Source organism: Streptomyces sp. NPDC046203 (genome assembly GCF_040646255.1).
GTDB lineage: Bacteria > Actinomycetota > Actinomycetes > Streptomycetales > Streptomycetaceae > Streptomyces.
Map to the genome: position 1 here is coordinate 219,937 of NZ_JBEYZX010000004.1, position 26,317 is coordinate 246,253.

General features: G+C 72.0%; 20 protein-coding genes, 1 tRNA gene and 1 CRISPR repeat array. Of the genes, 9 read left to right on the forward strand and 12 right to left on the reverse strand.

Annotated elements, in window-relative coordinates; translation table 11 throughout:
* A partial coding sequence (locus ABZ990_RS05435; protein WP_361225611.1) for a hypothetical protein occupies positions 1-324 on the reverse strand: 324 nt, incomplete at its 3' end.
* Positions 325-495: 171 nt separating this feature from the next.
* Positions 496-1,863: an L-lysine 6-transaminase gene (gene lat / locus ABZ990_RS05440; protein ID WP_361225614.1), complete on the reverse strand. Its 1,368-nt coding sequence runs from the start codon at positions 1,861-1,863 to the stop codon at positions 496-498.
* Between the two features lie 249 nt (positions 1,864-2,112).
* Between lat and ABZ990_RS05445 the strand changes: the two genes are divergently transcribed.
* The 4 genes from ABZ990_RS05445 (at position 2,113) to ABZ990_RS05460 (ending at position 8,637) form a co-directional block, all read left to right on the forward strand.
* Positions 2,113-3,306, forward strand: a complete 1,194-nt coding sequence (locus ABZ990_RS05445) for an aminotransferase class V-fold PLP-dependent enzyme (protein WP_361225617.1) — start codon at positions 2,113-2,115, stop codon at positions 3,304-3,306.
* Positions 3,307-3,944: 638 nt separating this feature from the next.
* Positions 3,945-5,480 (forward strand): aldehyde dehydrogenase family protein, encoded by a 1,536-nt coding sequence (locus tag ABZ990_RS05450; protein ID WP_361225620.1) that lies wholly within the window; start codon positions 3,945-3,947, stop codon positions 5,478-5,480.
* Between the two features lie 157 nt (positions 5,481-5,637).
* A complete protein-coding gene (locus ABZ990_RS05455; RefSeq protein ID WP_361225623.1) occupies positions 5,638-7,086 on the forward strand; it encodes an MFS transporter in 1,449 nt (482 codons plus the stop codon).
* Between the two features lie 321 nt (positions 7,087-7,407).
* Positions 7,408-8,637, forward strand: a complete 1,230-nt coding sequence (locus ABZ990_RS05460) for a cytochrome P450 (protein WP_361225626.1) — start codon at positions 7,408-7,410, stop codon at positions 8,635-8,637.
* A 135-nt stretch (positions 8,638-8,772) separates the two neighbouring features.
* Here the strand turns inward: ABZ990_RS05460 and ABZ990_RS05465 are convergent.
* The 4 genes from ABZ990_RS05465 to ABZ990_RS05480 form a co-directional block, all read right to left on the reverse strand.
* Positions 8,773-8,860, reverse strand: a tRNA-Leu gene (locus ABZ990_RS05465).
* Positions 8,861-9,099: 239 nt separating this feature from the next.
* A complete protein-coding gene (locus ABZ990_RS05470; RefSeq protein ID WP_361225629.1) occupies positions 9,100-9,777 on the reverse strand; it encodes a class F sortase in 678 nt (225 codons plus the stop codon).
* 203 nt (positions 9,778-9,980) lie between these two features.
* The gene (locus tag ABZ990_RS05475) at positions 9,981-10,703 is read right to left on the reverse strand and encodes a hypothetical protein (RefSeq protein WP_361225632.1); all 723 of its coding nucleotides are present in this window, start codon (positions 10,701-10,703) and stop codon (positions 9,981-9,983) included.
* Positions 10,704-10,907: 204 nt separating this feature from the next.
* On the reverse strand, positions 10,908-11,864 hold the full coding sequence (locus ABZ990_RS05480) for a beta-ketoacyl-ACP synthase III (RefSeq protein WP_361225766.1): 957 nt from the start codon (positions 11,862-11,864) through the stop codon (positions 10,908-10,910).
* Between the two features lie 262 nt (positions 11,865-12,126).
* Here ABZ990_RS05480 and fdhD point away from each other — a divergent pair, with 262 nt between their 5' ends.
* A complete protein-coding gene (gene fdhD / locus ABZ990_RS05485) occupies positions 12,127-12,975 on the forward strand; it encodes a formate dehydrogenase accessory sulfurtransferase FdhD (protein ID WP_361225634.1) in 849 nt (282 codons plus the stop codon).
* 100 nt (positions 12,976-13,075) lie between these two features.
* On the opposite strand, the gene ABZ990_RS05490 is transcribed toward fdhD, so the two are convergent.
* Complete coding sequence (locus ABZ990_RS05490; RefSeq protein WP_361225637.1) at positions 13,076-14,170, reverse strand: bile acid:sodium symporter family protein; 1,095 nt, start codon at positions 14,168-14,170, stop codon at positions 13,076-13,078.
* Between the two features lie 192 nt (positions 14,171-14,362).
* On the opposite strand from ABZ990_RS05490, the gene ABZ990_RS05495 reads away from it, so the two are divergent.
* The 3 genes from ABZ990_RS05495 (at position 14,363) to ABZ990_RS05505 (ending at position 18,665) form a co-directional block, all read left to right on the forward strand.
* Positions 14,363-15,364: a LysR substrate-binding domain-containing protein gene (locus ABZ990_RS05495; RefSeq protein ID WP_361225640.1), complete on the forward strand. Its 1,002-nt coding sequence runs from the start codon at positions 14,363-14,365 to the stop codon at positions 15,362-15,364.
* 451 nt (positions 15,365-15,815) lie between these two features.
* Entirely contained in the window at positions 15,816-17,645 is a 1,830-nt protein-coding gene (locus ABZ990_RS05500; protein WP_361225643.1) for a long-chain fatty acid--CoA ligase, read from the forward strand.
* Between the two features lie 225 nt (positions 17,646-17,870).
* A complete protein-coding gene (locus tag ABZ990_RS05505) occupies positions 17,871-18,665 on the forward strand; it encodes an aldo/keto reductase (protein WP_361225768.1) in 795 nt (264 codons plus the stop codon).
* A gap of 244 nt (positions 18,666-18,909) precedes the next feature.
* Here the strand turns inward: ABZ990_RS05505 and ABZ990_RS05510 are convergent, their stop codons facing one another.
* Positions 18,910-19,731: a class I SAM-dependent methyltransferase gene (locus ABZ990_RS05510; protein WP_361225646.1), complete on the reverse strand. Its 822-nt coding sequence runs from the start codon at positions 19,729-19,731 to the stop codon at positions 18,910-18,912.
* Between the two features lie 368 nt (positions 19,732-20,099).
* Entirely contained in the window at positions 20,100-20,405 is a 306-nt protein-coding gene (locus tag ABZ990_RS05515; protein ID WP_361225649.1) for a 4a-hydroxytetrahydrobiopterin dehydratase, read from the reverse strand.
* Positions 20,406-20,496: 91 nt separating this feature from the next.
* Here ABZ990_RS05515 and ABZ990_RS05520 point away from each other — a divergent pair, with 91 nt between their 5' ends.
* Complete coding sequence (locus ABZ990_RS05520) at positions 20,497-21,306, forward strand: helix-turn-helix domain-containing protein (protein ID WP_361225651.1); 810 nt, start codon at positions 20,497-20,499, stop codon at positions 21,304-21,306.
* On the opposite strand, the gene ABZ990_RS05525 is transcribed toward ABZ990_RS05520, so the two are convergent.
* From ABZ990_RS05525 to ABZ990_RS05535, 3 genes are all read right to left on the reverse strand, one after another.
* The gene (locus ABZ990_RS05525; protein WP_361225654.1) at positions 21,296-21,712 is read right to left on the reverse strand and encodes a hypothetical protein; all 417 of its coding nucleotides are present in this window, start codon (positions 21,710-21,712) and stop codon (positions 21,296-21,298) included. The two genes, ABZ990_RS05520 and ABZ990_RS05525, sit on opposite strands and share 11 nt — an antisense overlap.
* 658 nt (positions 21,713-22,370) lie before the next feature.
* Positions 22,371-22,822: direct repeats of the CRISPR family, unit length 25 nt; unit sequence GGGACCACCCCCGCGTGCGCGGGGA.
* A 1,414-nt stretch (positions 22,823-24,236) separates the two neighbouring features.
* On the reverse strand, positions 24,237-24,548 hold the full coding sequence (locus ABZ990_RS05530; RefSeq protein WP_361225657.1) for a hypothetical protein: 312 nt from the start codon (positions 24,546-24,548) through the stop codon (positions 24,237-24,239).
* 121 nt (positions 24,549-24,669) lie between these two features.
* A complete protein-coding gene (locus ABZ990_RS05535; RefSeq protein WP_361225660.1) occupies positions 24,670-26,307 on the reverse strand; it encodes an amino acid permease in 1,638 nt (545 codons plus the stop codon).
* Positions 26,308-26,317 lie beyond the last annotated feature (10 nt).

A 26,317-nucleotide genomic window follows, 5' to 3' on the forward strand; every position in this document is an offset into this window, starting at 1 on the left:
TCCCGTGGCGTCGACGAGTGCGGCCACCGTCCGGTTCCCGTGGCCGTAGGCGCGCATGACGGCGTGCAGCGCCGCCAGCGCGAAGGCCGCGACCGGCGCCCCGTCGTCCTCGCGCAGCGCGTTCCGGAGCGCGGTGTAGTCCTGCCCGTCGACGCGCAGGTCCTGCCGTTTGGTCGCTCGTACGGCGGGGTCGTCGTCCCGCACCGCGATCTTGTTGCGCCACTCGTCCTTGAGGAGCATCTCGAGATCGCAGCGCTCGCTGGACACTCGTGCGACGCGGGCGGACCAGTCCGCGCCGGCCGTCAGGTTTCCTGCTGACTTCATTCGTAGGCTCTCCGTCGTGCGGATTCGAGCGACCCGCGGCGGTGGGCAGGTCCGCCGCGGGCCGCGAAGGTCAGAGAACGCGCTGGGCCGGGGGCTGTCCGGCGGATCGCGGCCTGGGCCGGGATCCGCCGGACAGCCCCCGCGGGTCGTACGTCGGGGCGGGCGGCGCCCTCAGGCCGCGAGCGACCCGAGGCTGCGGGCCAGCGCCTCGATCGCCCGGTCGATCTCGCTCTCGGTGATCGTCAGCGGCGGGCGGAAACGCAGGCCGCTCTCTCCGCACGGCAGCGCGATGACGTGGTGCTCCCGGTACATCCGGCCCAGGAGGTCGTCACGGACACCGGCGTCCGGCAGGGTGATCGCGCACATCAGACCTCGGCCGCGGGCGTTGCTCACGACGGCCGGGTACTCGGTGGCCAGGGCCTCCAGGCCGTCGAGGAGGTACTTGCCGCGTCGCGCGACGGATTCGAGGAGGTCGGAGCGCTCGATCGTCTCCAGGATCCGGGTGGCGCGGACCATGTCGGCGAGGTTCCCGCCCCAGGTCGAACTGATCCGGGAGGAGACGGCGAAGACGTGGTTCGCGACCTCGCCGATCCGGCCGCCGCCCATCACCCCGCACACCTGGGTCTTCTTGCCGAAGGCGACCAGGTCGGGCCGCAGGCCGAGTTGCTGGTACGTCCAGGGGGTGCCGGTGATCCCGCCGCCGCTCTGCACCTCGTCGAGGACGAACAGGGCGTCGTACTCGTGGCACAGCCGCTGCATCGCCTGGAGGAAGCCGGCGCTGAGGTGGTTGTCCCCGCCCTCGCCCTGGATCGGCTCGGCGATGAAGCAGGCGATCATGCCGTCGGCGGCCCGGAAGGCGTCCTCGGCGGCCCGCAGGGCACGCTCTTCCGCCTCCTGGTTGGCGCGCGCGTGCTCGCCGAGCGGATGCAGCAGCGCGGGGGCCGGGATCCTCGGCCAGTCGAACTTGGGGAAACGGTCGGTCTTCGCCGGGTCGGTGTTGGTCAGCGACATGGTGTAGCCGCTGCGACCGTGGAACGCCTGCTCCAGGTGCAGCACCTGAAGCCGGTTCGCCGCCCGCTCGTCGAGGCCCAGCCGCTGCGCCTTCCAGTCGAAGGCGGCCTTGAGCGCGTTCTCGACGGCCAGCGCGCCGCCGTCCACGAAGAACAGGTGCGGCAGCTCGGGGTCGCCGAGCACCCGGGCGAACGTCCGGACGAACCGGGCATACGGAACCGTGTACATGTCCGGGTTGGACGGCTTGTTGACGGCCGCGGCGGCGAGTTCCCGCATGAAGTCCGGATCTTCGGTGATACAGGGTGGATTGATGCCGAGCGGCGCCGATGCGAAGAAAGAGAAAAGGTCGAGATAGCGATCCCCGGTCACCCCGTCGACCAGCCAGGACCCCTGACTCTCGGACAGCTCCAGCACCATGTCGTAGCCGTCCACGAGCACATGAGGACGGAGTGCGCCACGCACGTCCCCGGCGCACAGATCCGCCGTCCCGGAATGGTCGGACCCAGGTAAATGTCCCTGTTCACTCATATTCGAATACTCCTGTAGAGGCAATGCCGACCCGGATTTCCGCGGCGGCGAATTCCACATTCGCGGACCGATGCTAAGCGGCACTCGTCTTCACCCCCTCCCCGACCTCTCTCATGCCTCTCTCCGCATTGTCTTCAGGATCATCCGAGGTATCGGATCTCCACGATCAAGCAACGACTGCTATTGTCCGGCGCGGCAATCCGACTTGGCCGGTCCCGGTATTTCTTCGAGTGTTCGGGAGATCACGAAATGGCCTGTTCCGACTGGGGCGATGCCCGTCGCCGCATGCTGCTCGACCCCACCGCCGTCAACCTCAACACCGGCTCCGCGGGCCCGCTCCCGCGCACCGTCTTCGACCACGTCACCGGGTTGCGCGCCCGCCTCGCCCACGCGCCGATGGACTTCCTGCTGCGCGAGGTCCCCGGGCTGCTGTGGCAGGCGCGCGAGAGCCTCGCCGGCTTCGTGGGAGGCGACCCGCACCGGCTCGCGTTCACCACCAACGTCACCGGGGCCGTCAACCTGGTGGCGACATCGCTGCCCCCGCTCGCCCCGGGCGAGATCCTGATGACCGACCACGAGTACCCGCCGATGCGCTGGTGCTGGGAGCGCACGGCCCGACGGCAGGGCCTGTCGGTCAGGACGTTCCCGCTGCCGGAGATGCCCGAGAGCCCCGCGGAGATCGTCGACGCCGTCGTCGCCGCGCTTGGACCGCGGACCCGAGTCCTCTTCCTCAGCCACGTACTGTCGGCGACCGGCCTGATCCTGCCGGTCCGGGAACTGTGCGAGGAGGCCCGCCGGCGCGGGATCGTCACGGTGATCGACGGCGCCCACGCGCCCGGGTACGTCGACCTGGACCTGACCCGCATCCCGTGCGACTTCTACGTGGGCAGCGGGCACAAGTGGCTCCTCGCCCCCACCGGGGTCGGCTTCCTCCACATCGGCCCGGGACGGGCGGACGACCTGGAGCCGACACAGGTGAGCTGGGCCTACGAACCGCCGCCGGGAAGCGATCCGGACCGGCGCGACCGGTTCGGCAGCACCCCCCGGCTGCGCCGGCTGGAATGCGAGGGCACCCGCGACCTGTGCCCCTGGCTGACCGTGCCGGAGACGATCCGCTTCCAGGCCGGACTGGGCCACGACAGGATCCGCGCCCGCAGGCGCGAGCTGGCCGATCACGCCCGCCGGCGCCTGACCGACGGGCAGGGGCTGAAACCGGCCACTCCTGAACCGTCATCCCTGTCCGGCGGAATGACGGCATTTCACCTGCCCGCGACCGTACGAGCGGACGAGGTGCGTCAGGGCCTCTGGGAACGTTTCCGGATCGAGACCGCCGTGTCCGACGGACCGAACGGGCCACTCCTGCGAATATCGGCGAATTTCTACACCACCGAAGAGGAAATCGATCACCTGGCGGACTCACTGAAGGATCTCCTGGCGGGCTGAGTGCGGGGCGGCCGTTCCGGAACTTCACCACGGCGTCGTCCACCGCCTCGGCACCACGGAACCGTCGGGTCGCCCGACCGATTTCCACGATATTTCACGGGGCGGGATCCGGACAATCCCTCAGCACCATCTGGACGGGACCGATGAAATGTGGCCGGCGCATTCGGCATTCCGCCCCGAAGCCACGACGATCGACTTCCCCGAAGCTATTCGAAAGGCGTGACCGCTGGTACGGTGACCGCGTCGATCACCCGACCCGCCCGAGTTCCTCGCGTATCGACTCGGCCACATATCGGATATTTCAAGGTTTGAAGAATGATCGCCGTTCCGGGAGAAGTCCGTTGGAAACGGGCGGTGTGAAGGGACAGGGGGACGGACACGGCGGTATCGCGAGAGGTACGGAGGTGCGGCCGGCCCCCACCGCTTCGGCGGCTCCGGCGGGCCGAGGCCGCCCGTACCGCCGGACACCGAGCCGCCGGAGCCGCCGGAGCCGCCGGAGCCGCGAGCGGAACGAACAAGCCTTCGCGGACGCATGTCGGCGAGACAGCGAGACAGCAGGACAGCAAGGCGGACGACAGCAAGAACGGGAACGGGGTGCCGGAGCGAACCGGTCCCGAAACGCTCTACGAGGAGTCTCCATGGTCACAGCAGTCAGCAGCACCCACGACGTCCGGGCGAAGGCGGAGCACGCCCTCGCGCGCTGCGGCGTCGAACTCGGCGCGGTCAAGGGCGACGCGCTCACCGCCCGGACGCCGGTCACCGGCGCCGCCCTCTTCGGTCTGCGCGCCCACACCCCCGCGGAGGTCGACCAGGCCGTCGAGGCCGCGCACGCGGCGTTCCTGGAATGGCGGACCACTCCGGCACCGGTGCGGGGCGCGCTGGTCAAGCGGTTCGGCGAGCTGCTCACCGAGCACAAGCAGCATCTGGCCGACCTGGTCACCGTCGAGGCCGGCAAGATCCGCTCCGAGGCGCTCGGCGAAGTGCAGGAGATGATCGACATCTGCGACTTCGCGGTGGGCCTGTCCCGGCAGCTCTACGGCCGGACGATGCCCTCCGAACGCCCCGGCCACCGGCTGATGGAGACCTGGCACCCCCTGGGCGTGGTCGGTGTGATCTCCGCGTTCAACTTCCCGGTCGCCGTGTGGGCGTGGAACGCCACGGTCGCCCTGGTCTGCGGTGACACCGTGGTCTGGAAGCCGTCCGAGCTCACCCCGCTGACCGCGCTGGCCTGTGCCGCCCTCCTGGACCGCGCGGTGGCGGAGACCGGTGCCCCGGCGCACCTCAACCAGGTCGTCCTCGGCGCGGCGGAGACCGGCGAGCGGCTCGTGGACTCCCCGCTGGTGCCGCTGGTCAGCGCCACCGGTTCGACCCGGATGGGCCGCGCGGTCGGCCCGCGCGTGGCCGCCCGGTTCGGTCGCAGCATCCTGGAGCTCGGCGGGAACAACGCCGCCGTGGTGACCCCGTCGGCGGACCTCGATCTCACGGTCAACGCGGCGGTGTTCGCCGCGGCGGGCACGGCCGGCCAGCGGTGCACCACGCTCCGCCGGCTGATCGTGCACGCCGACATCGCGGACACCCTCGTCGAGCGGCTCACCGCCGCCTACCGCCGGCTCCCCGTCGGCGACCCCTTCCAGGACGCCACCCTGGTCGGCCCCCTCGTGAACGAGGCCTCCTACGACAGGATGCGCGAGTCGCTCGACCGCGCGGTCCAGGACGGCGGCACCCTGTGCGCCGGCGGCGAGCGTGCGCTGTCGGACGCGGCACCGGACGCCTTCTACGTCCGGCCCGCCCTCGTCCGGATGCCCGCGCAGACCGCCGTCGTACGGGAAGAGACCTTCGCGCCCATCCTGTACGTCCTCACCTACCGCGACCTCGACGAGGCGATCCGGCTGCACAACGACGTACCGCAGGGGCTGTCCTCCGGCATCTTCACCGCCGACCAGAGCGAGGCGGAACGCTTCCTGGCCGCCGACGGCGCGGACTGCGGCATCGTCAACGTCAACATCGGCACCTCGGGCGCGGAGATCGGCGGCGCGTTCGGCGGCGAGAAGGAGACCGGCGGGGGCCGCGAGTCCGGCTCCGACGCCTGGCGGGCGTACATGCGCCGCGCGACCAACACCGTGAACTACTCCGGGCGGGTGGCACTGGCCCAGGGCGTGGACTTCTCCCAGTAGGGACGGATGGGGCCTGGACCTGGGCCCGGGGGCACCCCAGGCCCAGGTCCAGGCCCAGGGCTCAGGTACTCAGGACCCCGGAGCGAGGGTCGAACGGTCGTTCAGGCAGCAGCAAGGCCGTCGCTCAGCACTGTCTGGGCCGGAGGGGTGGGGACACATGCGTCGCGGAACGACAGCCACGGCCACGCTCGCGTTGGCGTGCGCGGCCCAGTTCATCGTCATATTCGACATCTCGGTGATCACCGTGGCGTTGCCGTCGATCCAGAGGGATCTCGGTTTCGCCCCGGCGAACCTGCAATGGGTGGTCAGCGGCTACACGCTGGCCTTCGCCGGCCTGCTGCTGCTGGGCGGCAGGCTGGCCGATCTCTACGGGCACAAGCGGATCTTCGTCAGCGCGCTGACGGCGTTCACCGCCGCCAGTCTGGTCGGCGGCCTCGCGACCGTCCCGGCGGTACTGATCGCGGCGCGCGCCGCGCAGGGGGTCGCCGCCGCCGCGCTCGCCCCGCTCGCCCTGACCATGCTCACCACCACGTTCCCCGAGGGCCCGCTGCGCACCCGGGCGTTCACGATCTGGACGGCGCTGGGTCTGGCGGGCGGCGCCTCGGGGAACCTCTTCGGCGGCATCCTGACCGAGTACCTGACCTGGCGGTCGATCCTGCTGATCAACGTCCCGCTGGGGGTACCCGTGATCCTCGTCGCCGCCCGGTTCCTCACCCGGCGGGACACCTCCACGCGCGGCATGCGGCTCGATGTGCCCGGGGCGGTACTGGCCACGGTCGCCCTGATCCTGCTCACCTTCGGCATCGCGCAGGCCCACACCCACGCCTGGACCGATCTCGCGACCGCACTGCCCCTCCTCGGCGGGCTCGTCGCACTCGCCGCCTTCGTGGCCGTCGAGACGAGGCTGGCCCCGCAACCCCTCATACCACCACGCCTGTTCAGGCTGCCGGGAGTGAGCCGGGGCAACCTGGCGATGCTGCTGGGAGGCGCGAGCTTCCACATACCCATGTGGTACTTCCTGACTCTGACCATGCAGGACGTCCTCCACTACAGCGCCGTACAGACGGGCCTCGGGTTCCTGCCGCACACGGTGGTGATGCTGCTGGTCGGGCTGTTCCTGACGCCGCGGCTGATGAGGTTCGTCCAGCCCCGGATCCTGGTCGCCACCGGTGCGCTGATCGCCGCCGCGGGTTTCCTGTGGCAGAGCGGCATCACCCCGAGCAGCGGGTACGGCACCGGCATCCTCGGCCCGGCGGTCCTGGTCTCGTTCGGCACCGGCCTGGTCGGCACCCCGGTGAGCACCACCATCACCAACGGGGTCGCGTCCGCCGACGCCGGCGCCGTCTCCGGACTGCTGAACACGACCCGGCAGTTCGGCGGGGCATTCGGCCTCGCCGTACTGCTCACCCTCACCGCGACGCATGCCACCGACGCCCCCGCGGTGCTCGCGGACAGCTACCAACGCGCGTTCCGCGGCATCGCGGTCATACTCCTCGGGCTCGCGGCGCTCGCCTCCCTGCTGCCCGCCCAGCACCTGGCGGGGCGCCGGAGCCCGGTGGAGACCGCCCCCTCGGCGGACCGAAGCGGCCGGCGAAGCGTCCAGTGATCCGACCCGAAGGCCCTCTCGGCCGCCGGCCGCGGCCGCACGGTGGAGCGTGCCATCACTGCCGGCGCGGCCCCTCTGCCACTGGCGGCACGCCCGCACCATCGGCGAGCACCTCCAGTGGCAGACCCTCCCCGCGAGACCGATGATGAGAGGAGGGCGGCGGGGCAGGCGAGCATTCGAGCCGTTCTTCGATTGCCGATGACGTCGACTGTTTCGACTGACGGGGCATCACTTACCTTGTGCCATAGGCCATTCGTCGCTCGGTCACGCCACTCACGCCATTCCCGCCAGAGGAACCTCACCGACATCGAGGGAGTCCCCATGTCCACTGCGGAGCAGGTGCCCGACATCCTCTCGCCCGAGTTCGCCGCGGACCCCTACCCCGTGTACCGCCGGATGCGCGACACCGCGCCCCTCATCTGGCATGAGGCCACGCGAAGTTACCTCGTCTCGCGCTACGAGGACGTCGAGCGCGTCTTCAAGGACAAGCGCGGCGAGTTCACTTCCGACAACTACGTGTGGCAGGCCGAGCCCGCACACGGCAAGACGATCCTCCAGCTCAGCGGCCGCGAGCACGCCGTACGCCGCGCGCTCGTCGCCCCCGCCTTCCGGGGCGCGGATCTCCGCGAGAAGTTCCGCCCCGTCATCGAGCGCAACGCACGCGAACTGATCGACGCCTTCCGGGACTCCGGCTCCGTCGACCTGGTGGACCAGTTCGCCACCCGATTCCCGATCAACGTGATCGTCGACATGCTGGGCCTCGACAAGGCGGACCACGCCCGCTTCCACCGCTGGTACACCTCGATCGTCGCCTTCCTCGGCAACCTCTCCGCGGACCCGGAAGTGGCCGAGACGGGCAAGCGGACCCGCGCCGAGCTCTCCGCGTACATGCTGCCGATCATCCGGGAGCGCCGTGCGAACCTGGGCGAGGACCTGCTGTCCACGCTGTGCGCCGCGGAGATCGACGGGGTGCAGATGAGCGACGAGGACATCGACGCGTTCTGCAGCCTGCTGCTCTCCGCGGGCGGCGAGACCACCGACAAGGCGATCTCCGGCATCTTCGTGAACCTGCTGCGCCACCCCGACCAGCTCGCCGCCGTCCGCGCGGACCACGACCTGATCCCGCGGGCCTTCGCCGAGACCCTGCGGTACACCCCGCCGGTCCAGATGATCATGCGGCAGTCCGCGACCGAGGTGGAGCTCAGCGGCGGCACCGTACCGGCCGGCGCGACCGTCAACTGCCTGATCGGCGCGGCCAACCGCGACGAGAGCCGCTACCGCGACCCGGACCGCTTTGACATCTTCCGCGACGACCTGACCACCTCGACCGCCTTCTCCGCCGCCGCCGACCACGTCGCCTTCGCCCTCGGCCGGCACTTCTGCGTCGGTGCGCTGCTCGCCAAGGCGGAGGTCGAGACCGGTGTCGCCCAGCTGCTGGACGCCATGCCCGACGCCCGCCTGGCCGAAGGCTTCACCCCGGCCGAAACGGGCCTCTTCACCCGAGGCACCGTGAGCCTGCCGGTGCTGTTCACCCCTGCGCCGACCGCCTGACCACCTGACCGCCCACCGTCCCGGCCGAAGCCCGGCGGCCAGGGCCCGGCAACCACGGGACACGAGTGTCGCTGCGCCGTGACGCCAAGCGCCCCGTAAACGCACGAAGACCCCAGCTAGGCTGGGGTCTTTCGTTGGTGTCCGAGGGGGGACTTGAACCCCCACGCCCGATAAAGGGCACTAGCACCTCAAGCTAGCGCGTCTGCCATTCCGCCACCCGGACGGGGTGTAATGCTGATGTCGCCTGTCTTGCTTTCGGGGTGTTTCCCGCGGCGACATAGATAACTCTATCAGGGGTTCGAGGTGGGTTTCACCAGCGTTTTCCGTGGTCAGCAGGGGGTCGGACGGCGGGTGCACGGAGGGTTGCCGGGTGCGCACGGTACGTACCAGGTGCGGGAGGCGCGCTGGTCGTACGGGGTGCAGGGGGTACGCGCATCAGCGCCGCCCCGCGAGAGGGGCGGGTCAGCGGACCTCGGCGAGGCGGGCCGAGACGACCACGTTGTCCGTGTAGCCGCCGCCCTCGGCGTACGGACCGCCGCAGGTGATGAGACGCAGCTCCGGGGCGCTGGTGGAGCCGTAGACCCGCTCGGCGGGGAAACGGTCCTTCGGGACGAGTTCGACGCCGTACACGGTGAAGACCGCGGTGCGGCCGTCGGCGCGGGCGATCTCGATCCGCTGCCCCTTGGCGAGCGCGCCGAGGTCGTAGAAGACGGCGTGGCCCTCGGCGGTGTCGACATGGCCGACGACCACGGCGGTGCCGCGTGCGCCGGGGGTGACCGAGCCGGTGAACCAGCCGGCGAGGTTGCGGTCGCCCGGGGGCGGGGCGGCGATCCGGCCGTCGGCTTCCAGACCGACCCGGGCCACCGGGGCGTCGACGCCGACCGCCGGGACCCGCACCCGGACAGGCGGAGCGGCCGGCAGCGGGGCGGGAGCCGGAGGGGCAGCGCGCGAGGCGGTGACCTCGGCCCGGGCGGGCAAGGGTGCCGCGGCGGGGGCGGGGCGCGGGGGCCCGTCGGCGGGCTCGTCCGTCAGGCCGCCGCGGAGAAGGTGCACACCGATGAGGAAGACGACGGCGACGGCGCCCCAGGCACCGCGCAGGCCCAGCCCGCTCCGGACGCTCTGGTCGCTTTGCCCGTACACGTGAAGCCCTCTCCTTGATCTGTTCCGGTCCGTTCCAGTCCAGCCCGTTCAAGTCCGGTCCGGTTCTTCCCATGCCGGTCCGATGCGGTCCCGTCCGGCCGGTTCCGAACGGAGGCCGGTCCGGCGGACCGTACGGAAAGCGGCGCCCCTCCTCCCCGGTCCTCGTCATACCGGGAAGAAGGGGCTGTCTTCGGGGGCTGCCCTCAGCCCTCGGTGCGCTCGCGGCGGCGCGTCAGGACGACGGCCGCGCCCAGCGCGCCGGCGATCAGGACGCCACCCGCGACCGCCGCGGCGGTGCCGAGTCCGGCGGGACCTCCGTCGGAGGCGCTGTTGCCGGAGACGCTGCCGAAGCCGGCGTTCACGCCCTTGTGGGCGTCGAACGACGGGTGGCCCTCGTGGTCGCGGCCGCCCATCCACTCGTGCTCGTGGTCTCCACCGTGGTCGCGTCCATGGTCACGGCCGAAGTCACGGCCGAAGTCCCGGCCGAAGTCCCGATCGTGGTCACGCCCCGGCTCGTGGCCGTGGTCGCGGCCCGGCCGGTCGTGGCCGCCGCCCCCGACGACCGTGAGGGTGGTGCTGCCGCGTTCGCCCTTGCAGTCGAAGGTCACCTCGAACCGCTCGCCGTGCTTGAGGCCCGGGTCGACGCGGGCGGTGCCCGGCCGCCCGTCCCGCAGGACGAGCGAGTCGAAGGCGTCGGACTCGACGTTCACCACCGGCGCCCGGCATCCGTCCGCCTTGAGGGTGACGGTGCCACCGGGAGCGACCTGCCGGGGAGTGACGGAGAAACCGAACGAACCGCCGCCGTGTTCCCTCGGGAAGCCTCCCCCGGGGCCGGTGTCGTCCGCCGCGGCGGCGGGCGCCGTCAGGAGGAGGGCGGCCATGGGGGCGACGGCGAGCAGGGCTGCGGACGTTGCGGCACGTATCACGCGCATGACGGTCCTCCAGATCACGCGAGGGGCGGGCAGGCGGAGCGCTTCCGCGGAAGGCCGGGAGAAAGGCCCTCGCCGTGATCGAAGCTAGGTCCGCCCCGGACCCCTCGCCACCGGGCACCGCCGAACGGCCCAAGCCTCGACCCGGACCTCGGCCCAAGCCCCGCCCCGGACGCACCCCGGACTCTTCCCGGACAGCCCCTACGGCACCCGGACGACCTGGCCCGCGTAGGAGAGGTTGCCGCCGAAGGCGAACAGCAGGACTGGGGCACCGGTGGGGAGTTCGCCGCGCTCGACCAGCTTCGCCAGGGCCAGCGGGACCGAGGCGGCGGAGGTGTTGCCCGAGTCGACGACGTCCCGGGCGACCACCGCGTTGACCGCGCCGATGCGCGCGGCGAGCGGTTCGACGATGCGCAGGTTGGCCTGGTGGAGGACGACCCCGGCCAGGTCCTCCGGGGCGATCCCGGAACGGGCGCACGTCTCGCGGGCGAGGGCGGGCAGCCGGTGGGTGGCCCAGCGGTAGACAGCCTGACCCTCCTGGGCGAAGCGGGGCGGGGTGCCCTCGATGCGTACGGCGTGGCCCATCTCGGGGACCGAGCCCCACAGGACGGGGCCGATGGCCGCGAGACCGCCGTCCGCCGGGGCCTCGCACGCCTCGACGACCGCGGCGCCCGCGCCGTCGCCGACGAGCACGCAGGTGGTGCGGTCGGTCCAGTCCGTGACGTCGGTCATCTTGTCGGCGCCGATGACGAGGACGCGGCGGGCGCCACCGGCTCGGATCGCGTGGTCGGCGGTGGCGAGGGCGTGGGTGAAGCCGGCGCAGACCACGTTGAGGTCCATGGTGGCGGGCGAGGTCATACCGAGCCGGGCGGCGACCCGAGCGGCCGTGTTGGGCGAGCGGTCGATGGCGGTGGAGGTGGCCACGAGCACCAGGTCGATGTCGTCGGGTGCCCGTCCGGCGGCGGCGAGCGCCTTCGCGGCGGCGTGTGCGGCGAGGGCGTCGACCGGCTCGTCGGGCCCGGCGACGTGCCGGGTACGGATGCCGACCCGGCTGGTGATCCACGCGTCGCTGGTGTCGACGAGCGCGGCCAGGTCGTCGTTGGTGAGCACCTTGGCGGGCTGGTGGTGCCCGAGTGCGGCGATGCGAGTGCCCGTCATGCCCGTTGTGCCCGTCATGCCCGGGATCCTCCGGTGGTTCGGTGGTGTGCTGGTGCGCTGATTCGGAAATGCGTACGGGTTTCCGCCGGTTCGTATCCGCGGAAGACCTCCCAGTCTCGCGAGCGACCGGCGGGTAACAAGTGGGGTGAACCACCAAGATTCCCTCGAACCGGCTGTACGGCGCTGACAAGGGAGAATGGACCGGTCGGGCCGGAACGGCCGGACCATCCGAGGTCAGCGGCGGGGAAGGACGGGCGATCACATGGGACGGGTCACCGAACGGCGGCGGGTCGTACGCGTCCGTGGCGGGGTGGTGAGCACCCGGCCGGACACCCTGGTCGCGGAGGAGCCGCTGGAGATCCGGCTCAACGGCCGGCCGATCGCGATCACCATGCGGACGCCCGGCGACGACTTCGCGCTGGCGGCGGGATTCCTGGTGAGCGAGGGTGTGCTCGCGGCCGCCTCGGACGTACGGAACATCGTGTACTGCGCCGGAGCGAAGGACGACGGCACCAATACGTACAACGTGGTGGATGTACGGCTCGCGCCGGACGTACCGGTCCCCGACATCACCCTGGAGCGGAACGTCTACACCACCTCGTCGTGCGGTCTGTGCGGCAAGGCGAGCCTGGACGCGGTGCGCACCACGGCCCGTTTCCCGATCGCCGACACTCCCCCGCTGCGGCTGCCGCCCGCCCTGCTGGCCGCGCTGCCGGACCGGCTGCGGGAGGCGCAGCGGGTCTTCGACCGGACCGGCGGGCTGCACGCGGCGGCGCTGTTCTCGGAGGACGGCGAGCTGCTCGACATACGCGAGGACGTGGGCCGGCACAACGCCGTGGACAAGGTGGTGGGGCGGGCGCTCACGGAGGGACGGCTGCCGCTGGCGCGGTCGGTGCTGCTGGTGTCGGGGCGGGCTTCGTTCGAGCTGGCGCAGAAGGCGGTGATGGCGGGGATTCCGGTGCTGGCGGCGGTGTCGGCGCCGTCCTCGCTCGCGGTGGACCTGGCGGCGGAGACGGGGCTGACCCTGGTCGGTTTCCTGCGCGGGCAGGACATGAACGTGTACGCGGGTGAGCACCGGATCGATCTGGACGCGATCGCCGCGACCCGCTGAGGGGCGGGCCGGGCAGGCCCGCCACTCGGACCGCCGAGCGGACGGGCGTGACCGGGCGGGACGGGGCCGGGCAGACCGAGCGCGCCCGGGCTGCGGACGCTCAGGCGTCCGCCCCGACGGTCCCGACCGTCCCCGTCTCGATCGAAGCCGCCCCCTTCGAAGCCGTCCCGGCCGGTGCCGTACCGGCCGATGTCACCCCGCCCGCCTCCGGATCGCGGGACCGGCGGCGGGCCAGCACGGCGCAGACCATGAGCTGCATCTGGTGGAAGAGCATCAGCGGCAGCACCGCGAGCGACGCCTGCGCGCCGAAGAGAACGCTGGCCATGGGCAGTCCGGCCGCCAGACTCTTCTTGGACCCGGCGAACTGGATCGCGATCCGGTCTGCCCTCCCGAAGCCGAGCCGCCCCGCCCCGTACCAGGTCAATGCCAGCATCACCGCGAGGAGCACCGCTTCCACGCCGAGCAGCAGGCCGAGCCGGGCCGGGGTCACCAGCTGCCAGACGCCCCGGTTCATGCCCTCGCTGAAGGCCGTGTAGACGACCAGCAGGATCGAGCCCCGGTCGACGTACCCGAGCACCTTCCGGTGCCGGGCGATGAATCCGCCGACCCAGCGCCGCAGCAGCTGCCCGGCCAGGAACGGGACGAGGAGCTGGAGCGCGATCCTCATCAGCGAGTCGGCGGAGAAGCCGCCCGCGCCGTGTCCCAGCAGCAGGGCCGCGAGCAGCGGGGTGAGGGCCATGCCGGCCAGGGAGGAGAAGGAGCCCGCGCAGATCGCGGCGGGCACGTTGCCCCGGGCGATCGAGGTGAAGGCGATCGACGACTGGATGGTGGACGGCACCAGGCAGAGAAAGAGCAGACCGTTGTACAGGTCGGGGGTGAGGACCGTCGGTACGAATCCCCGCGCCGCGATCCCGAGTACCGGGAAGACCAGGAACGTACTGGCCAGCACGGCGAGATGGAGCCGCCAGTGGCGCAGTCCGTCCATCGCCTCCCGGGTGGACAGCCGCGCCCCGTAGAGGAAGAAGAGCAGCGCGACCGCCCCCGTCGAGGCCCCGCCCGCGACCGTCGCCGCCGTCCCGGAGGCGGGCAGCAGGGCGGCGAGTCCGACCGTACCGAGCAGCGCCAGGATGTACGGATCGACCGGCAGCAGGGACCGGCGGCGACCGGCAGCCGTGCGGGAGGTGGGGGAGGTCATGGCGTCCATCCTGGTCGACGGCCCGGAGATCGGGAAACCCGCTCAGCGCACTGACTGTCATCACGCATCGCGATAACGCACGCTGCTCGCGATGACCGACCCCGGCGCCGGGGAGACGGGTGGCCTCCCTGTCACGGAGTGCCGTGCGCGCAGGGCCCGGAGCCGTCCACGCGAGGCCCTACCCTGTCGCCCATGCCCGCCCTCTACGAGCCGACCCAGTTGCGCACCTTCCTCGCGGTCGCGCAGACCCTGAGCTTCACTGGCGCGGCCCGGCGGCTCGGGCTGCGCCAGTCGACCGTCAGCCAGCAGGTACGGCGACTGGAAGCCGCGACCGGTCGGCCGCTGTTCGTCCGGGACACGCACTCGGTGGAGCTGACCGAGGACGGCGAGGCGATGCTCGGCTTCGCCCGGACGATCCTTGAGGCGCACGAGCGCGCGGCGGCGTTCTTCACCGGGACCCGGCTGCGCGGGCGGCTGCGGTTCGGGGCCTCGGAGGACTTCGTGACGACCCGGCTGCCGGAGATCCTGGAGGCATTTCGGCGCGAACACCCGGATGTCGACCTGGAGTTGACCGTCGAGCTGTCCGGCACCCTCCAGGCGCGTCTCGACGCGGGCCGGCTCGATCTGATCCTGGCCAAGCGGGGCGGCACCCCGGGAAGGCCGGCGGACGGGAAGCCCGCCGGAGGGGCGGTGGAGACGGCGGATTCGTCCGGCGCGTCCGGTGAGCCCGGCCCGCCCGACGCATCCGGCGCCTCCGGTGCGTCCGGCGCATCGGGCGCGTCCGGCGAGGAACTGGTCCGGCGGGACGTACTCGTCTGGATCGGCGCGCCCCGCCTGCGGCTCGACCCGGACCGGCCGCTGCCGCTGATCCTCTTCCCCGCCCCCGGCATCACCCGCGCCCGCGCGCTGGAGGCGCTGCGGGTCCAGGGCCGGCCGTGGCGGATCGCGTGTACGAGTACGAGCCTGAGCGCCAACGTGGCGGCGGCCCGGGCCGGGCTCGGGGTGATGGCGCACAGCCGCGGCCTGATGCCGTCCGGCCTGGTCGAACTGCCCGCCCGGGCGGGACTGCCCGAGCTGGGACCGGTCGACTTCGTCCTGCGCAAGGGACGCCGGCGCGGGGCTTCCCAGGACGCGGCCGACGCCCTCGCCGCGGCGATCCTGGCGGGCGGCGACCGGCTGCACCGGCCCAACTGAGCCGACCGCCGGAGGACGAGCCTTCCCGCTGCCCCGACCGGCGGACCGCTGCCCCGGCCGGCAGGGCTCGACCTCCGAAGGCCCACCGCCCCGCGCCCCGCGCCCCGCGCCCCGCGCCCCGTGCCCCGACCACCACATCCCGGCAACCCCCGCCCCTCAGCGGCCCCGGACTCTCGGCCGGCTCTCGGGCCCGTCCGCGCGGGGCCCCGGTGAGCAGGCCGTACAGATTCCGTGGAGATTGCCCCCGACCAGGGCTTACCCACGGTCACACAGCCGCCCCCGGAAGGTCCCGCCACTCCTCCTCCCCCGCCCCTGACCTGCCGATACACGCAATGTCGCGGCTTCGTGAAAGGGGCTCCCGCCGGGCCCCCGCGTGGGGTAGGTTCCGCGCCGTACGGAGTGTGACAAACGTGACGTCGTCGATACGGCTACGGGTGAGGGGAGCAGGCCAGTGCGCGAGTTCACCGTGCCGCCCGTCGAGGCGGCGCCTTCGGCCGGCGGTCTGGCGGACGCGGTGTTCGAGTACGCCGAGCGGGAGCCGGAGCGGCCCGCGCTGGGCCGGCGGGACGCCGACGGGCAGTGGCGGGACGTCACGGCGGCCGGGTTCCGCGACGAGGTGCTCGCGCTCGCCAAGGGGCTGATCGCCGAGGGGGTGCGGTTCGGCGACCGGGTCGCGATCATGGCGCGTACCCGCTACGAGTGGACGCTGTTCGACTTCGCGCTGTGGACGCTCGGGGCGCAGCCGGTGCCGGTCTACCCGACCTCCTCCGCCGACCAGGTGCACTGGATGCTGCACGACGCCGAGGTCACGGCGTGCGTGGTGGAACACGAGGACCACGCGATGACGATCGGTTCGGTGATCGACCGGCTGCCCCGGCTGCAGCGGCTGTGGCAGCTCGACGCGGGGGTCGGCGCGGTCGCCGAACTGACGGCGGCGGGCGCGGGCATCGACGACGAGACGGTGCACCGGCACCGCCGGGCGGTGACGCCGGATTCGGTGGCCACGGTGATCTACACCTCGGGGACCACGGGCCGCCCCAAGGGCTGTGTGATCACCCACGCGAACCTGATGTTCGAGGCGGACACGATGACCGGGCGCTGGGATCCGGTGTTCCGCTCCCGCGCCGGCGACGAGGCGTCGACGCTGCTCTTCCTGCCGCTCGCGCACGTCTTCGGGCGGATGGTGGAGGTGGCGGCGATCCGGGGCCGGGTGAAGCTGGGCCATCAGCCGGTGATGGCCGCCGCGGAGCTGCTGCCGGACCTCCAGCTCTTCCGGCCCACCTTCGTCCTGGCCGTGCCGTACATCTTCGAGAAGCTCTTCCGCGCCGCCCGCCGCAAGGCCGAGACGGAGGGCCGGCGAGCCGCGTTCGACAAGGCCGTGGACGTGGCGGTGCGCTACGCGGAGGCGCTGGAGCACAAATCCTTCGGGCTCGGCCCGGGGCCGTCGGCGGGGCTGCGGATGCAGCACCAGTTCTTCGAGAAGACCGTGTACGCGAAGGTCCGCGCCGCGCTCGGCGGCCGGGTGCGGCACGCGATGTCGGGCGGCTCGGGCATGGACCGGCGCCTCGGGCTGTTCTTCGAGGGCGCGGGGGTGACGATCTTCGAGGGGTACGGCCTGACGGAGTCGACGGCGGCGGCGACGGCGAACCCGCCCGAGCGGACCCGGTACGGGACGGTCGGGCAGCCGGTGCCGGGCACGACGGTGCACATCGCGGAGGACGGCGAGGTGTGGCTGCACGGCGGCCATGTCTTCTCGGGGTATCTGAACGCCCCGGAGGCGACCGGCGCGGTCCTCAACGACGGCTGGCTGGCGACGGGCGATCTGGGGTCGCTCGACGAGGACGGCTATCTGACGATCACCGGGCGGAAGAAGGAGATCCTGGTGACCTCGGGCGGCAAGAGCGTCTCGCCGGCCCCCCTGGAGGAACGGGTGCGGGCGCATCCGCTGGTGGCGCAGTGCGTCGTGGTCGGCAACGACCGGCCGTACATCGCCGCGCTGGTCACCCTGGACCAGGAGTCGGTGGAGCACTGGCTGGCGATGCGGGAACGGCCGGCGCTGCCGACCGCCGAACTGGTGCGCGACGCGGCCCTGGAGGCGGAGATCCGGCGGGCGGTGGTGGCGGCGAACACGCGCGTGTCGCAGGCGGAGTCGATCCGGACCTTCCGGATCCTGGCCCATCCGTTCAGCGAGGAGCACGGGCTGCTCACTCCGTCCCTGAAGCTGAAGCGACGCGCCATCGAGCAGGTGTACGCCAAGGAGGTCGAGGCGCTGTACCGCTGAGCGGACACGGGCGGGGCCCGGAACCCGCCCGTGTCCGGGTGATCACCTCCGCGGCTCCGAGAACTCTCCGGACCTGCGGATTCGTCCGTCGGAGGCGGAATGCGACCGGGTCTTCGTCCGTTGAAGGGATGAAGGAATACGAACACCCACCGACGACGTTAGGAACGCTTCCCCGTGACCACGGACAGCAAGGTTCCCTTCCTCACCCTCAACAACGGCGTGCGCATGCCGCAGCTGGGCTTCGGCGTCTGGCAGGTGCCGGACGCCGAGGCCGAGAAGGCCGTCGCCACGGCGCTGGACGCGGGCTACCGCTCCATCGACACCGCCGCGATCTACGGGAACGAGGCCGGCACCGGCAAGGCCCTCGCCGCCTCGGGCCTCCCCCGCGAGGAACTCTTCGTCACCACCAAGCTCTGGAACGACCAGCAGGGCCACGACTCGACGCTGCGCGCGTTCGACGCCTCGCTGGACCGTCTCGGCCTCGACTACGTGGACCTGTACCTGATCCACTGGCCGGTGCCGGCGAAGGACGCGTACGTCGACACGTACAAGGCGTTCGAGAAGATCCTGGCGGACGGCCGCGCCAAGGCGATCGGCGTGTCGAACTTCCAGCCGGAGCACCTGGAGCGGCTGCTGGGCGAGACCTCGGTGGTCCCCGCCGTCAACCAGATCGAGCTGCACCCGCAGCTCCAGCAGGCCGAGTCCCGCGCGCTGCACGCCAAGCACGGCATCGCGACCGAGGCGTGGTCGCCGCTCGGCTCCGGCAAGGGCCTCCTGGAGGTTCCGGCGATCGTGGCGATCGCCCGCAAGCACGACCGCTCCCCGGCCCAGGTGGTGCTGCGCTGGCACCTCCAGACCGGCAACGTGGTGATCCCGAAGTCGGTCACCCCCTCCCGGATCCGGGAGAACATCGAGGTCTTCGACTTCGAGCTGGACGCCGAGGACCTGGCCGCGATCAGCGCGCTCGAGGAGGGCCGTCGCCTGGGCCCCAACCCGGCGGAGTTCAACGCCGGCGCCTGAGCCCGCGTCTGATCCCACGCCTGGTCTCGCGCTTGATCTCGCGCCCGATCCGGTGAACGGCGGTCCGGTGGCATTCCCGTACGGGGTGTCACCGGGCCGCCGTAGCGCTGTCCGGGGCGTATGTGGCCGGGGCACATGTGGCGGGGCCACGTGTGCGGAGCGTACGGCCCTGTCCTCGTGGTCCGGCGGCCCGGTTGTCCGGCCGCCCCACCGGGGCATCCGGCGGCGGGGCGGCCACCGGGGGTCAGTCCCGGCGTGCCGTGTGGACGGTACGGGCCGTGAGCAGGAAGACGTCCGGGCGGCGGTGCAGGGAGAGCGGGTCGGCCGGGTCGAGCAGCCGGTCGAGGGCGGCACGGTCGTCGTCCGCCAGCTGCTCGGCGAGACCCTCCCGCTGCCGCTCGTAGTGCGCGACGATCTGGCCGCGTACGGCGTCGGGCAGCGGTGCGGGGACGTCGGACAGGAAGCTGCGGGTGCCGCTCGGGGTGAGTCCGGCGGCGGTCAGCAGAGCGTTCCAGTCGTCGATTTCCTCCTTGCTGTCGGGCAGCGCGGACCGCATCGCGCCGAACCACTCGGCCTGGGCGGCGTCGAGCCGGGCCTCCAGGCCCGGACGGCCGACGCCGGCGTTCCACGGCAGGTGACGGGGCGCCAGACCGCCTTCGGCGAGCGCGATGAGTCCGCCCGGGTTCAGCACCTCCGCGAACGAGGCCAGGGCGGCGCGCTGATCCCCGATGTGGTGCAGGGAGTTACTGGCCCAGACGAGGTCGGCGGTGCCGAGGGCGGCGAAGTCGCCCGGAAGTTCGGCGCGCAGGGTGGTGACCCGGTCGCCGAGCCCTCGGGCGTCGGCGCGTTCGCGGGCGAGTGCGAGGAGTTCCGGGGTCGCGTCCACGGCGACGACCTCGGCCTCGGGGAACGCCTCGGCGAGCAGCGCGGTGACGACGCCGGGCCCGCTGCCGACGTCCAGGACCCGGCGGACCCGGGCGGCCGGGGCGAGGGAGGCGAGCCAGGAGGCGGCCTCCGTGTAGAGCGGGCTCTGGGTCTCGGCCTGCTGGATCAGCAGGGGAGCCATCTCGGCCCAATCGAGGTGGGTGTGGTCGTGGCCCCCATGGCCATGACCGTGGCGGTGGTTCCCGTGCCCATGGGTTCCCTGCCCATGGTCTCCAGCACCATGGTTTCCGGCGCCATGGTTTCCGGCGCCATGGTTTCCGGCGCCATGGTTTCCGGCGCCATGGTTTCCGTGACCGTGCTTCGTCTGGCCGTGCTGGTGTGCGCTCATGGGGACAGCGTGCGGTACCTGCTGCCGAACCGGCGAGGAAACTTGCCGTTCCGGCAAGGACGGGCTCGCCGGATCACCGTCCCGGCGTTCCCTGCGGGCCGATCCCGCGCGCCGGCGAGGACGCCGGGAGGGCCGTACCCCGGCGCGCGGGAGGATGCGGCCTACTCGGCTCCGTGGCTCGGGGCCGCCGCGTGGACGCGTTCGGCCAGGGCGAAGTCCTTCTCGGTGAGGGCGCCGCCGGCCGAATGGGTGTGGACGGAGAACGCGACGGTGTTGTAGCCGAGTGTCAGGTCGGCGTGGTGGTCGAGTTCCTGCTGGATCTGGGCGATGTGGACGACGAACGCGGTGGCGGCGAAGTGGTCGGCGAGATGGAAGTCGCGCGTGAGGCGGTCGTCCGCCGCGGACCAGCCGGGCAGCTCCCGCAGTCGGTCCTCGATCTCCTTCTGCGACAAGGGCTGTGTGGGCACGGATGCTCCCTTTCGACGGGGTGGAACGGGTGGGGGGACAGGGTGGATCCGAAAGAAATACCCGGGTCCCCCTCTGGGATACCGTCTGCCCATGACGACTGTCGCGAGCGACACAAGTGTGGGCCCGCTGCTGCGCCGCTGGCGGCTGCGGCGGCGACTGAGCCAACTGGAGCTGGCGCTGCGCGCCGACTCGTCCGCGCGGCACATCTCCTTCATCGAGAACGGCCGCTCGCGGCCCAGCGAGGAGATGGTGCTGCGGCTCGCCGAACACCTCGACGTACCGGTGCGCGAGCGCAACGACCTGCTGCTGGCGGCGGGTTACGCGCCGCGCTACACCGAGTCCGCCCTCGACGACCCGAGGCTCGGCACGCTGCGGGAGGGCATCGAGCGGCTGCTGCGGGGGTACGAGCCGTACCCGGCGATCGTCGTCGACGGCGCGTACACCGTGGTGGCGGCCAACCAGGGCATGCAGGCGATGCTCGCGGGTCTGCCCGAGCATCTTCTGACCCCGCCGCTGAACGCCATGCGGATCACGCTGCACCCGGAGGGGCTCGCGCCGCGCATCCGGAATCTGCGCGAATGGCGGGGCCATCTGCTGGCGCAGATGGAGCGTCAGATCGCGCTGGACCGGTCGGCGGCGCTGCGAGCGCTGTACGACGAGGTGGCGGCGTACCCGCTGCCCGAGGGCACCACGGACCCCGACGACCGGGAGGACCCGGATCCGTACCCGTACTTCGCGCTGCCGCTGCGGATCGAACACGACGGTCGCCTGCTGTCGTTCGTCTCGTCGATCTCGACCTTCAACACGCCGATGGACGTGACCGTCGCCGAGCTGGCCATCGAGACGATGCTCCCGGCCGACGAGGCGACGGTCTCCTACCTGCGGTCGCTCACGGTGTAGCGGCCCGCAGGGCGGCCCACTGGAGCGCGGCGAAGCCGGCGACGGTACCGGCCTGGAGGAGGGTCCAGACCGCGCCCGCCGTGGTGGGTTCCAGCCAGAGAGCGAGTGCGGCAACGCTCGCGACCGCCCAGGCCAGGTTGGCCTCGACGACGGCGCGGACCCCGAGCGCGGGCGGCTGCGGACGGCTCGCGAGCCAGGCGACACCCGCCGCGTACAGGGTGAGGAAGACTCCGAGCCCGAGCAGCAAGGTGCGCCCGACACCGAGGAGTTCGCCGAGCGGCCCGGAGGCGGCGAGGTAGGCGATCCCGTTCACGCCGGTGACGACGGCGTCGAGCCCCAGGAACCGACGCAGCGCGCTGCGCGGCACGGTGGTGCGGGCGAGACCGGCGAGCAGGGTCTGGGACATGACGGATTCCCTTCGAAAGCCCCACGGGGGGGGGTGGGGCGGAGGATGGGGTGCGCGTGGAGGCCCGGAGCCCCGGACGGAGTGCGCCGCCCGGGACCCGGTGCCTCGATGATGTCGGCGACGCTCGCGTGGGTCGATGACCTCGGAGGTAAGGCGGGGAGGGGCGAGGCCCGCAGGGGGTGGGCGGGGGGTGTCATAGCGCGAGGTGCGAGTGGGTGTGACGTGGTGTCCGCCCTCCTTCCGAGAGTCGCGCCTTCCACCACCGCGTCAAGGGCGCTCCCTTCGGTCGCGTCGCTACGCGATGGGCTGCGCCCACCCTTGACCCGGCGCTTCCAGGCGCGAAAGACACTCTCGGAGGGCGGCCCAGGGGAAAGGTCCACGCGGGGGCGGTCTTGTCCGTTGGCCACCGTGGGCGGGTGGCGGGCCGGGGGGTGGTGGGGTCCGGGTATCGCTCCGGTCGACTTGATGAGTGCGGGCCGGTGGGGTGGGGCTCGGTTTGCGGCCGGGGTGGGTGGGACCGCACCCGCCGGCCCGGGGTGCGCAGCAGTGCAATGGGGCGGCCCGGCACGGCTCAGCGAATGACCGCCGTCGACAGGCCGGGACTCATGCCCCGCTGATCACTGCCGGTGGACTGAAGAATCACCGAGCGCAACGCACGGGGACCACCCCGCATGCGCGGGGACCATGTCGAGGGCCGCAGCCGCACGAACGGGCCTACGGGACCACCCCCGCGTGCGCGGGGACCACAGGGTGGGGTGGGCGATGTCGGGCATGACCAGGGGGACCACCCCCGCGTGCGCGGGGACCACGCCACGATCGCCGCCGGGCGCCCCGGCGCGAAGAGACCACCCCCGCGTGCGCGGGGATCACACGATCGGTCTGGTCCGCTGCGGGCGGATCTGGGGACCACCCCCGCGTGCGCGGGGATCACCGCTTGGCGTTGACCAGGACGCGGATCGTGTTGGGACCACCCCCGCGTGCGCGGGGATCACCGCGACGCCCCTCCGGCCGTGACCCACTGGTGGGGACCACCCCCGCGTGCGCGGGGATCACTCCCGGTCCCAGGTAATGAATCCCGGCTCATTGGGACCACCCCCGCGTGCGCGGGGAGCTGACCTGCGGCTTCACATCGCCAGACCCCGGATTTTACCCACTTTACCAAGGTGCGACTTAAGTCGACATTTCCACTCCAAATAGGGCAATTGCGAACTCCCGTGGCTCCTGAGGCCCTCCCGGACGCTAGCGAGCACACTAACTCGCACGGTCGGGCGGAAGACGCCACTCCGCCCCTCGGCGGGACGACTCGCGTGACGGCAGGGGCGAACGGGGTTGCTCGCGTGCGCAGTTCCTTCGTCTGGCGGGTGGGTAAGTCGAAATTCCCGACGGAAATGGGACCGGAGTGAACCCCTGTGGCTCCTGAGGCACCTTCGGACGCTCGCGAGCGCACTTACTCACCCGGCCTGGAGTGGAACGCGATACTCCGCGCCCGTCGTGGGGCTGGTGTGAACTCGTGTGACTCCAGAGGCGATCCAGGCAAGCCCGGCCACCGCGCGAGCGGGGTTTCCCCCGCCCCACCCACCGACGGTGACCAGCGGGGCATGAATCCCGACCCAGCGACGGCGGCCGGCCGCCGAGACGGCCCGGGCCGCCCCACTCCACAACCGCGCACCCCAAACCGACCGACACAGCCCCGCCCATCCCGGCCACAAACCGAGCCCCACCCCACCGACGGACGGACAACGGAACCACCGGAGCGATACCCGGACCCCACACCCCACCGGCCCGCCACTCGCCTACGGTGCCCGGCAGCAAGCATCGCCTCCGCGTGGACCCTTTCCCCCGGCCCGCCCTCCGAGTGTGAAAAGGCCCCCGTAGCCGGGCGGTCAAGGGTGGCCGAAGGCCATCGCGCAAGCGACGCGACGAAGGAGCGCCCTTGAGGGGCCGGCGAAGGGGGCCACACTCGGAAAAGAGGGCGGGCCACCACCCGAACCCACCACAAACGCCCACCCGCAGGACCCGCCCTAACCCGCACCCACGCCCCACCCACCCCAAACGACACCCAGCCCCCAACACCCACGCGCCAGAGGCCAGGTCCCACGAACCACCCCCGCCCGAAGCCATGCGCCCGCCCCGTACACCCCACAGATCTCGCGCATGACTTCGGCCGGAGTCAACGCCCTACGGCGTCATCAGGTCGTACGGCTGTCCGTGTCTGGATCTGGTCCGGAGCGAGGGCCGGGCCCTGCCTCGGCACCCGACCCCGCTCCGGACCCCACCCCCGCCCCGGAAGCGACCGCAGACGCGGACGCGGCCGCAGGCTCGCGCTCGGGCAGGGACTCGGACACGGGCGCGGGCTTGGGCTTGGGGGCCCGGGGCGGGTGGACCGGGCCGGAGGAGCCGGCCGGGCGGTTCTTGCGGGAGGCTTCGGCGCGAAGCAGCGCGTTGAGCACGGCGAAAAAGTCGACGGGCATGACGGGACTCCTGACGATCGGAGGTGAGAAAGGTGCGAGAGAGACCAGCTCTCTCAGCACCGCATCACCGTCGACCGCGAAGCCCCTTCGCCCTGGACGGGCGGAAGCGGCACAGGAACCGGCGCGAGGGTCAGCGCGGCCGGCAGCCGCCAGGGCCGCCCGGGCAGGGCCGGGCACCGTACCCCTCGTACGGATACGGCGTCCTCGTCCTCGACCTCGTCGTGCGTCTCCGGACCCGGATCGGCCGCGACAGCCGCGCTCCGCGTCTCCGTCTCCGGGATCGCGGGCCCCGCTCCCGCGCCCGCGCCAAGCAGCGCTGCGAACACGAGCAGCACCGCGAGCGCGTACCGGACAGGGGACCTCACGGTGGTCCGTTTTGCCCGCCACACGGGCCTCGTGTGCCGACTCGCCCGTCGAACCCCCCGGACGGCCTACACCAGCGCCCCGAATTTCACCCTCAGGGGTTCATTCCGCAGCCGTGTTGACCTACCGGTCCGCACCCTTACGGCCCACGGCTACCCGACCCTCGGCCTCCAGATCCTCGCCGTCCCGACCCTCGTCGGCCCGACCCTCGCCGTCTTCCCGGCCCTCGGCCGCGCTCCGCGCCGCGCGCCCCTTGCGGGCCGCCATCACCGCGTACACGAGGACACCGACGAACAGGAAGAGCACACCCTGGTAGACCGCCTCGTACCCGGCGCCCGCGACCAGCCAGATCGAGAAGCCGAAGGCGGCCAGCGCCAGGATTCCGTCGCGTACGAGGTGCGCCCGGGAGACCTTCTCCTTCTGCCCGGAGAGCAGGAAGTAGATCTGCGCGGCCGTGGAGAGCAGGTACGGCACCGTGGCCGTGAAGGTGGTGACCAGGACCAGCATCTCGAAGACGCCCTTGGTGCCGGCCGTGTAGTTGTAGATCGTCAGCATCGACGCGAGGGCCACGGTGACGACGACGCCGAACGTCGGGACACCCCGCCGCTTGATCGTGAATGCCTTCGGGAACAGCCCGTCGCGGGCGGCGGCGTACGGCGCCTGCGCGCTGAGCAGGGTCCAGCCGTTGAGCGCGCCCAGGATCGAGACCATGGCCATACAGGCGACGGCCACGCCGCCCCACGAGCCGCCGAACATGATGTTCGTGGCATCGGAGAAGGGCGCCGAGGAGTGGACCAGCTTGTCGTGGGCCACGGTGCCGAAGACCGAGAGCGTGCCGAGCAGGTAGAGCGTGGCCGCGGCGATGGTGCCGAGGACGGTGGCGCGCCCGACGTTGCGGCGCGGGTTGCGGACCTCGCCCGCGCTGACGGCTGCGGACTCGACGCCGAGGTAGCTGAACAGCAGGATCGCGGCGGACGCGGAGATCGCGCCGAGCGGGCTGCCCTCGGTCGCCTGGAAGGGGCCGAGGTTCGCGGAGTCGAAGAAGAAGAACCCGCCGATGGCGACCAGGAGCAGCGGTACGAACTTGAGCACGGTCGCGACGACCTGCACGGCACCGACGTAGCGGGTGCCGGCCAGGTTCGCGAGGCCGGGCAGCCACTGGAAGGACAGGGCGGCGACGATCGTCAGGAACGTCGACTCGTGTACGGGGACGAGGACGTCGAGGTAGCCGACGGCGGCGACGGCGAGCGCGGCGTTGGAGACCCAGGCGGTGATCCAGTACGACCAGGCGGCGAGGAAGCCGGCGAAGTCGCCGAAGGCGGCGCGGGCGTAGACGTAGGGGCCGCCGGTCTTCGGGAGACGGCGGGCGAGTCGGCCGAAGACCAGGGCCAGGGAGATCGCGCCGAGGGTGAGGATGCCGAAGGCCAGCAGGCTGATCGTGCCGAACGGGGCGACCGACGCCGGGAGGAGGAAGATGCCGCCGCCGATGATGTTGCCCATGACCAGGGCGGTGGCGACGGGAAGTCCGAAGCCGCGGGTGTGCTTCCCGGACGGAGCCCCGCCGGCGGTGTTCTCCGCGGCCGGGTCGATCCCCGCAGCCGAGGTGGTCGTCGTGTCCGGGGTCGTCCCGGTCGTGGAGTCGCGGTCGAGGGCCGGGTTCTGGTCGAGAACCGGGACCGAAGCAGGTACCGAAGCCGGGACCGGAGTGCCGGCCGGGACCGCGGTGGGGTCCTGGCTCGCGGCGGTGGGGGCCGTGCTCATGCGGGTGGTG

Bases quoted from the DNA above. Each gene is read 5' to 3' on its own strand.
- lat (WP_361225614.1), bottom strand. From the start codon at position 1,863: ATGAGTGAACAGGGACATTTACCTGGGTCCGACCATTCCGGGACGGCG.
- ABZ990_RS05445 (WP_361225617.1), top strand. From the start codon at position 2,113: ATGGCCTGTTCCGACTGGGGCGATGCCCGTCGCCGCATGCTGCTCGAC.
- ABZ990_RS05450 (WP_361225620.1), top strand. From the start codon at position 3,945: ATGGTCACAGCAGTCAGCAGCACCCACGACGTCCGGGCGAAGGCGGAG.
- ABZ990_RS05455 (WP_361225623.1), top strand. From the start codon at position 5,638: ATGCGTCGCGGAACGACAGCCACGGCCACGCTCGCGTTGGCGTGCGCG.
- ABZ990_RS05460 (WP_361225626.1), top strand. From the start codon at position 7,408: ATGTCCACTGCGGAGCAGGTGCCCGACATCCTCTCGCCCGAGTTCGCC.
- ABZ990_RS05480 (WP_361225766.1), bottom strand. From the start codon at position 11,864: ATGACGGGCACTCGCATCGCCGCACTCGGGCACCACCAGCCCGCCAAG.
- fdhD (WP_361225634.1), top strand. From the start codon at position 12,127: ATGGGACGGGTCACCGAACGGCGGCGGGTCGTACGCGTCCGTGGCGGG.
- ABZ990_RS05490 (WP_361225637.1), bottom strand. From the start codon at position 14,170: ATGACCTCCCCCACCTCCCGCACGGCTGCCGGTCGCCGCCGGTCCCTG.
- ABZ990_RS05495 (WP_361225640.1), top strand. From the start codon at position 14,363: ATGCCCGCCCTCTACGAGCCGACCCAGTTGCGCACCTTCCTCGCGGTC.
- ABZ990_RS05505 (WP_361225768.1), top strand. From the start codon at position 17,871: ATGCCGCAGCTGGGCTTCGGCGTCTGGCAGGTGCCGGACGCCGAGGCC.
- ABZ990_RS05510 (WP_361225646.1), bottom strand. From the start codon at position 19,731: ATGGCTCCCCTGCTGATCCAGCAGGCCGAGACCCAGAGCCCGCTCTAC.
- ABZ990_RS05520 (WP_361225651.1), top strand. From the start codon at position 20,497: ATGACGACTGTCGCGAGCGACACAAGTGTGGGCCCGCTGCTGCGCCGC.
- ABZ990_RS05525 (WP_361225654.1), bottom strand. From the start codon at position 21,712: ATGTCCCAGACCCTGCTCGCCGGTCTCGCCCGCACCACCGTGCCGCGC.
- ABZ990_RS05535 (WP_361225660.1), bottom strand. From the start codon at position 26,307: ATGAGCACGGCCCCCACCGCCGCGAGCCAGGACCCCACCGCGGTCCCG.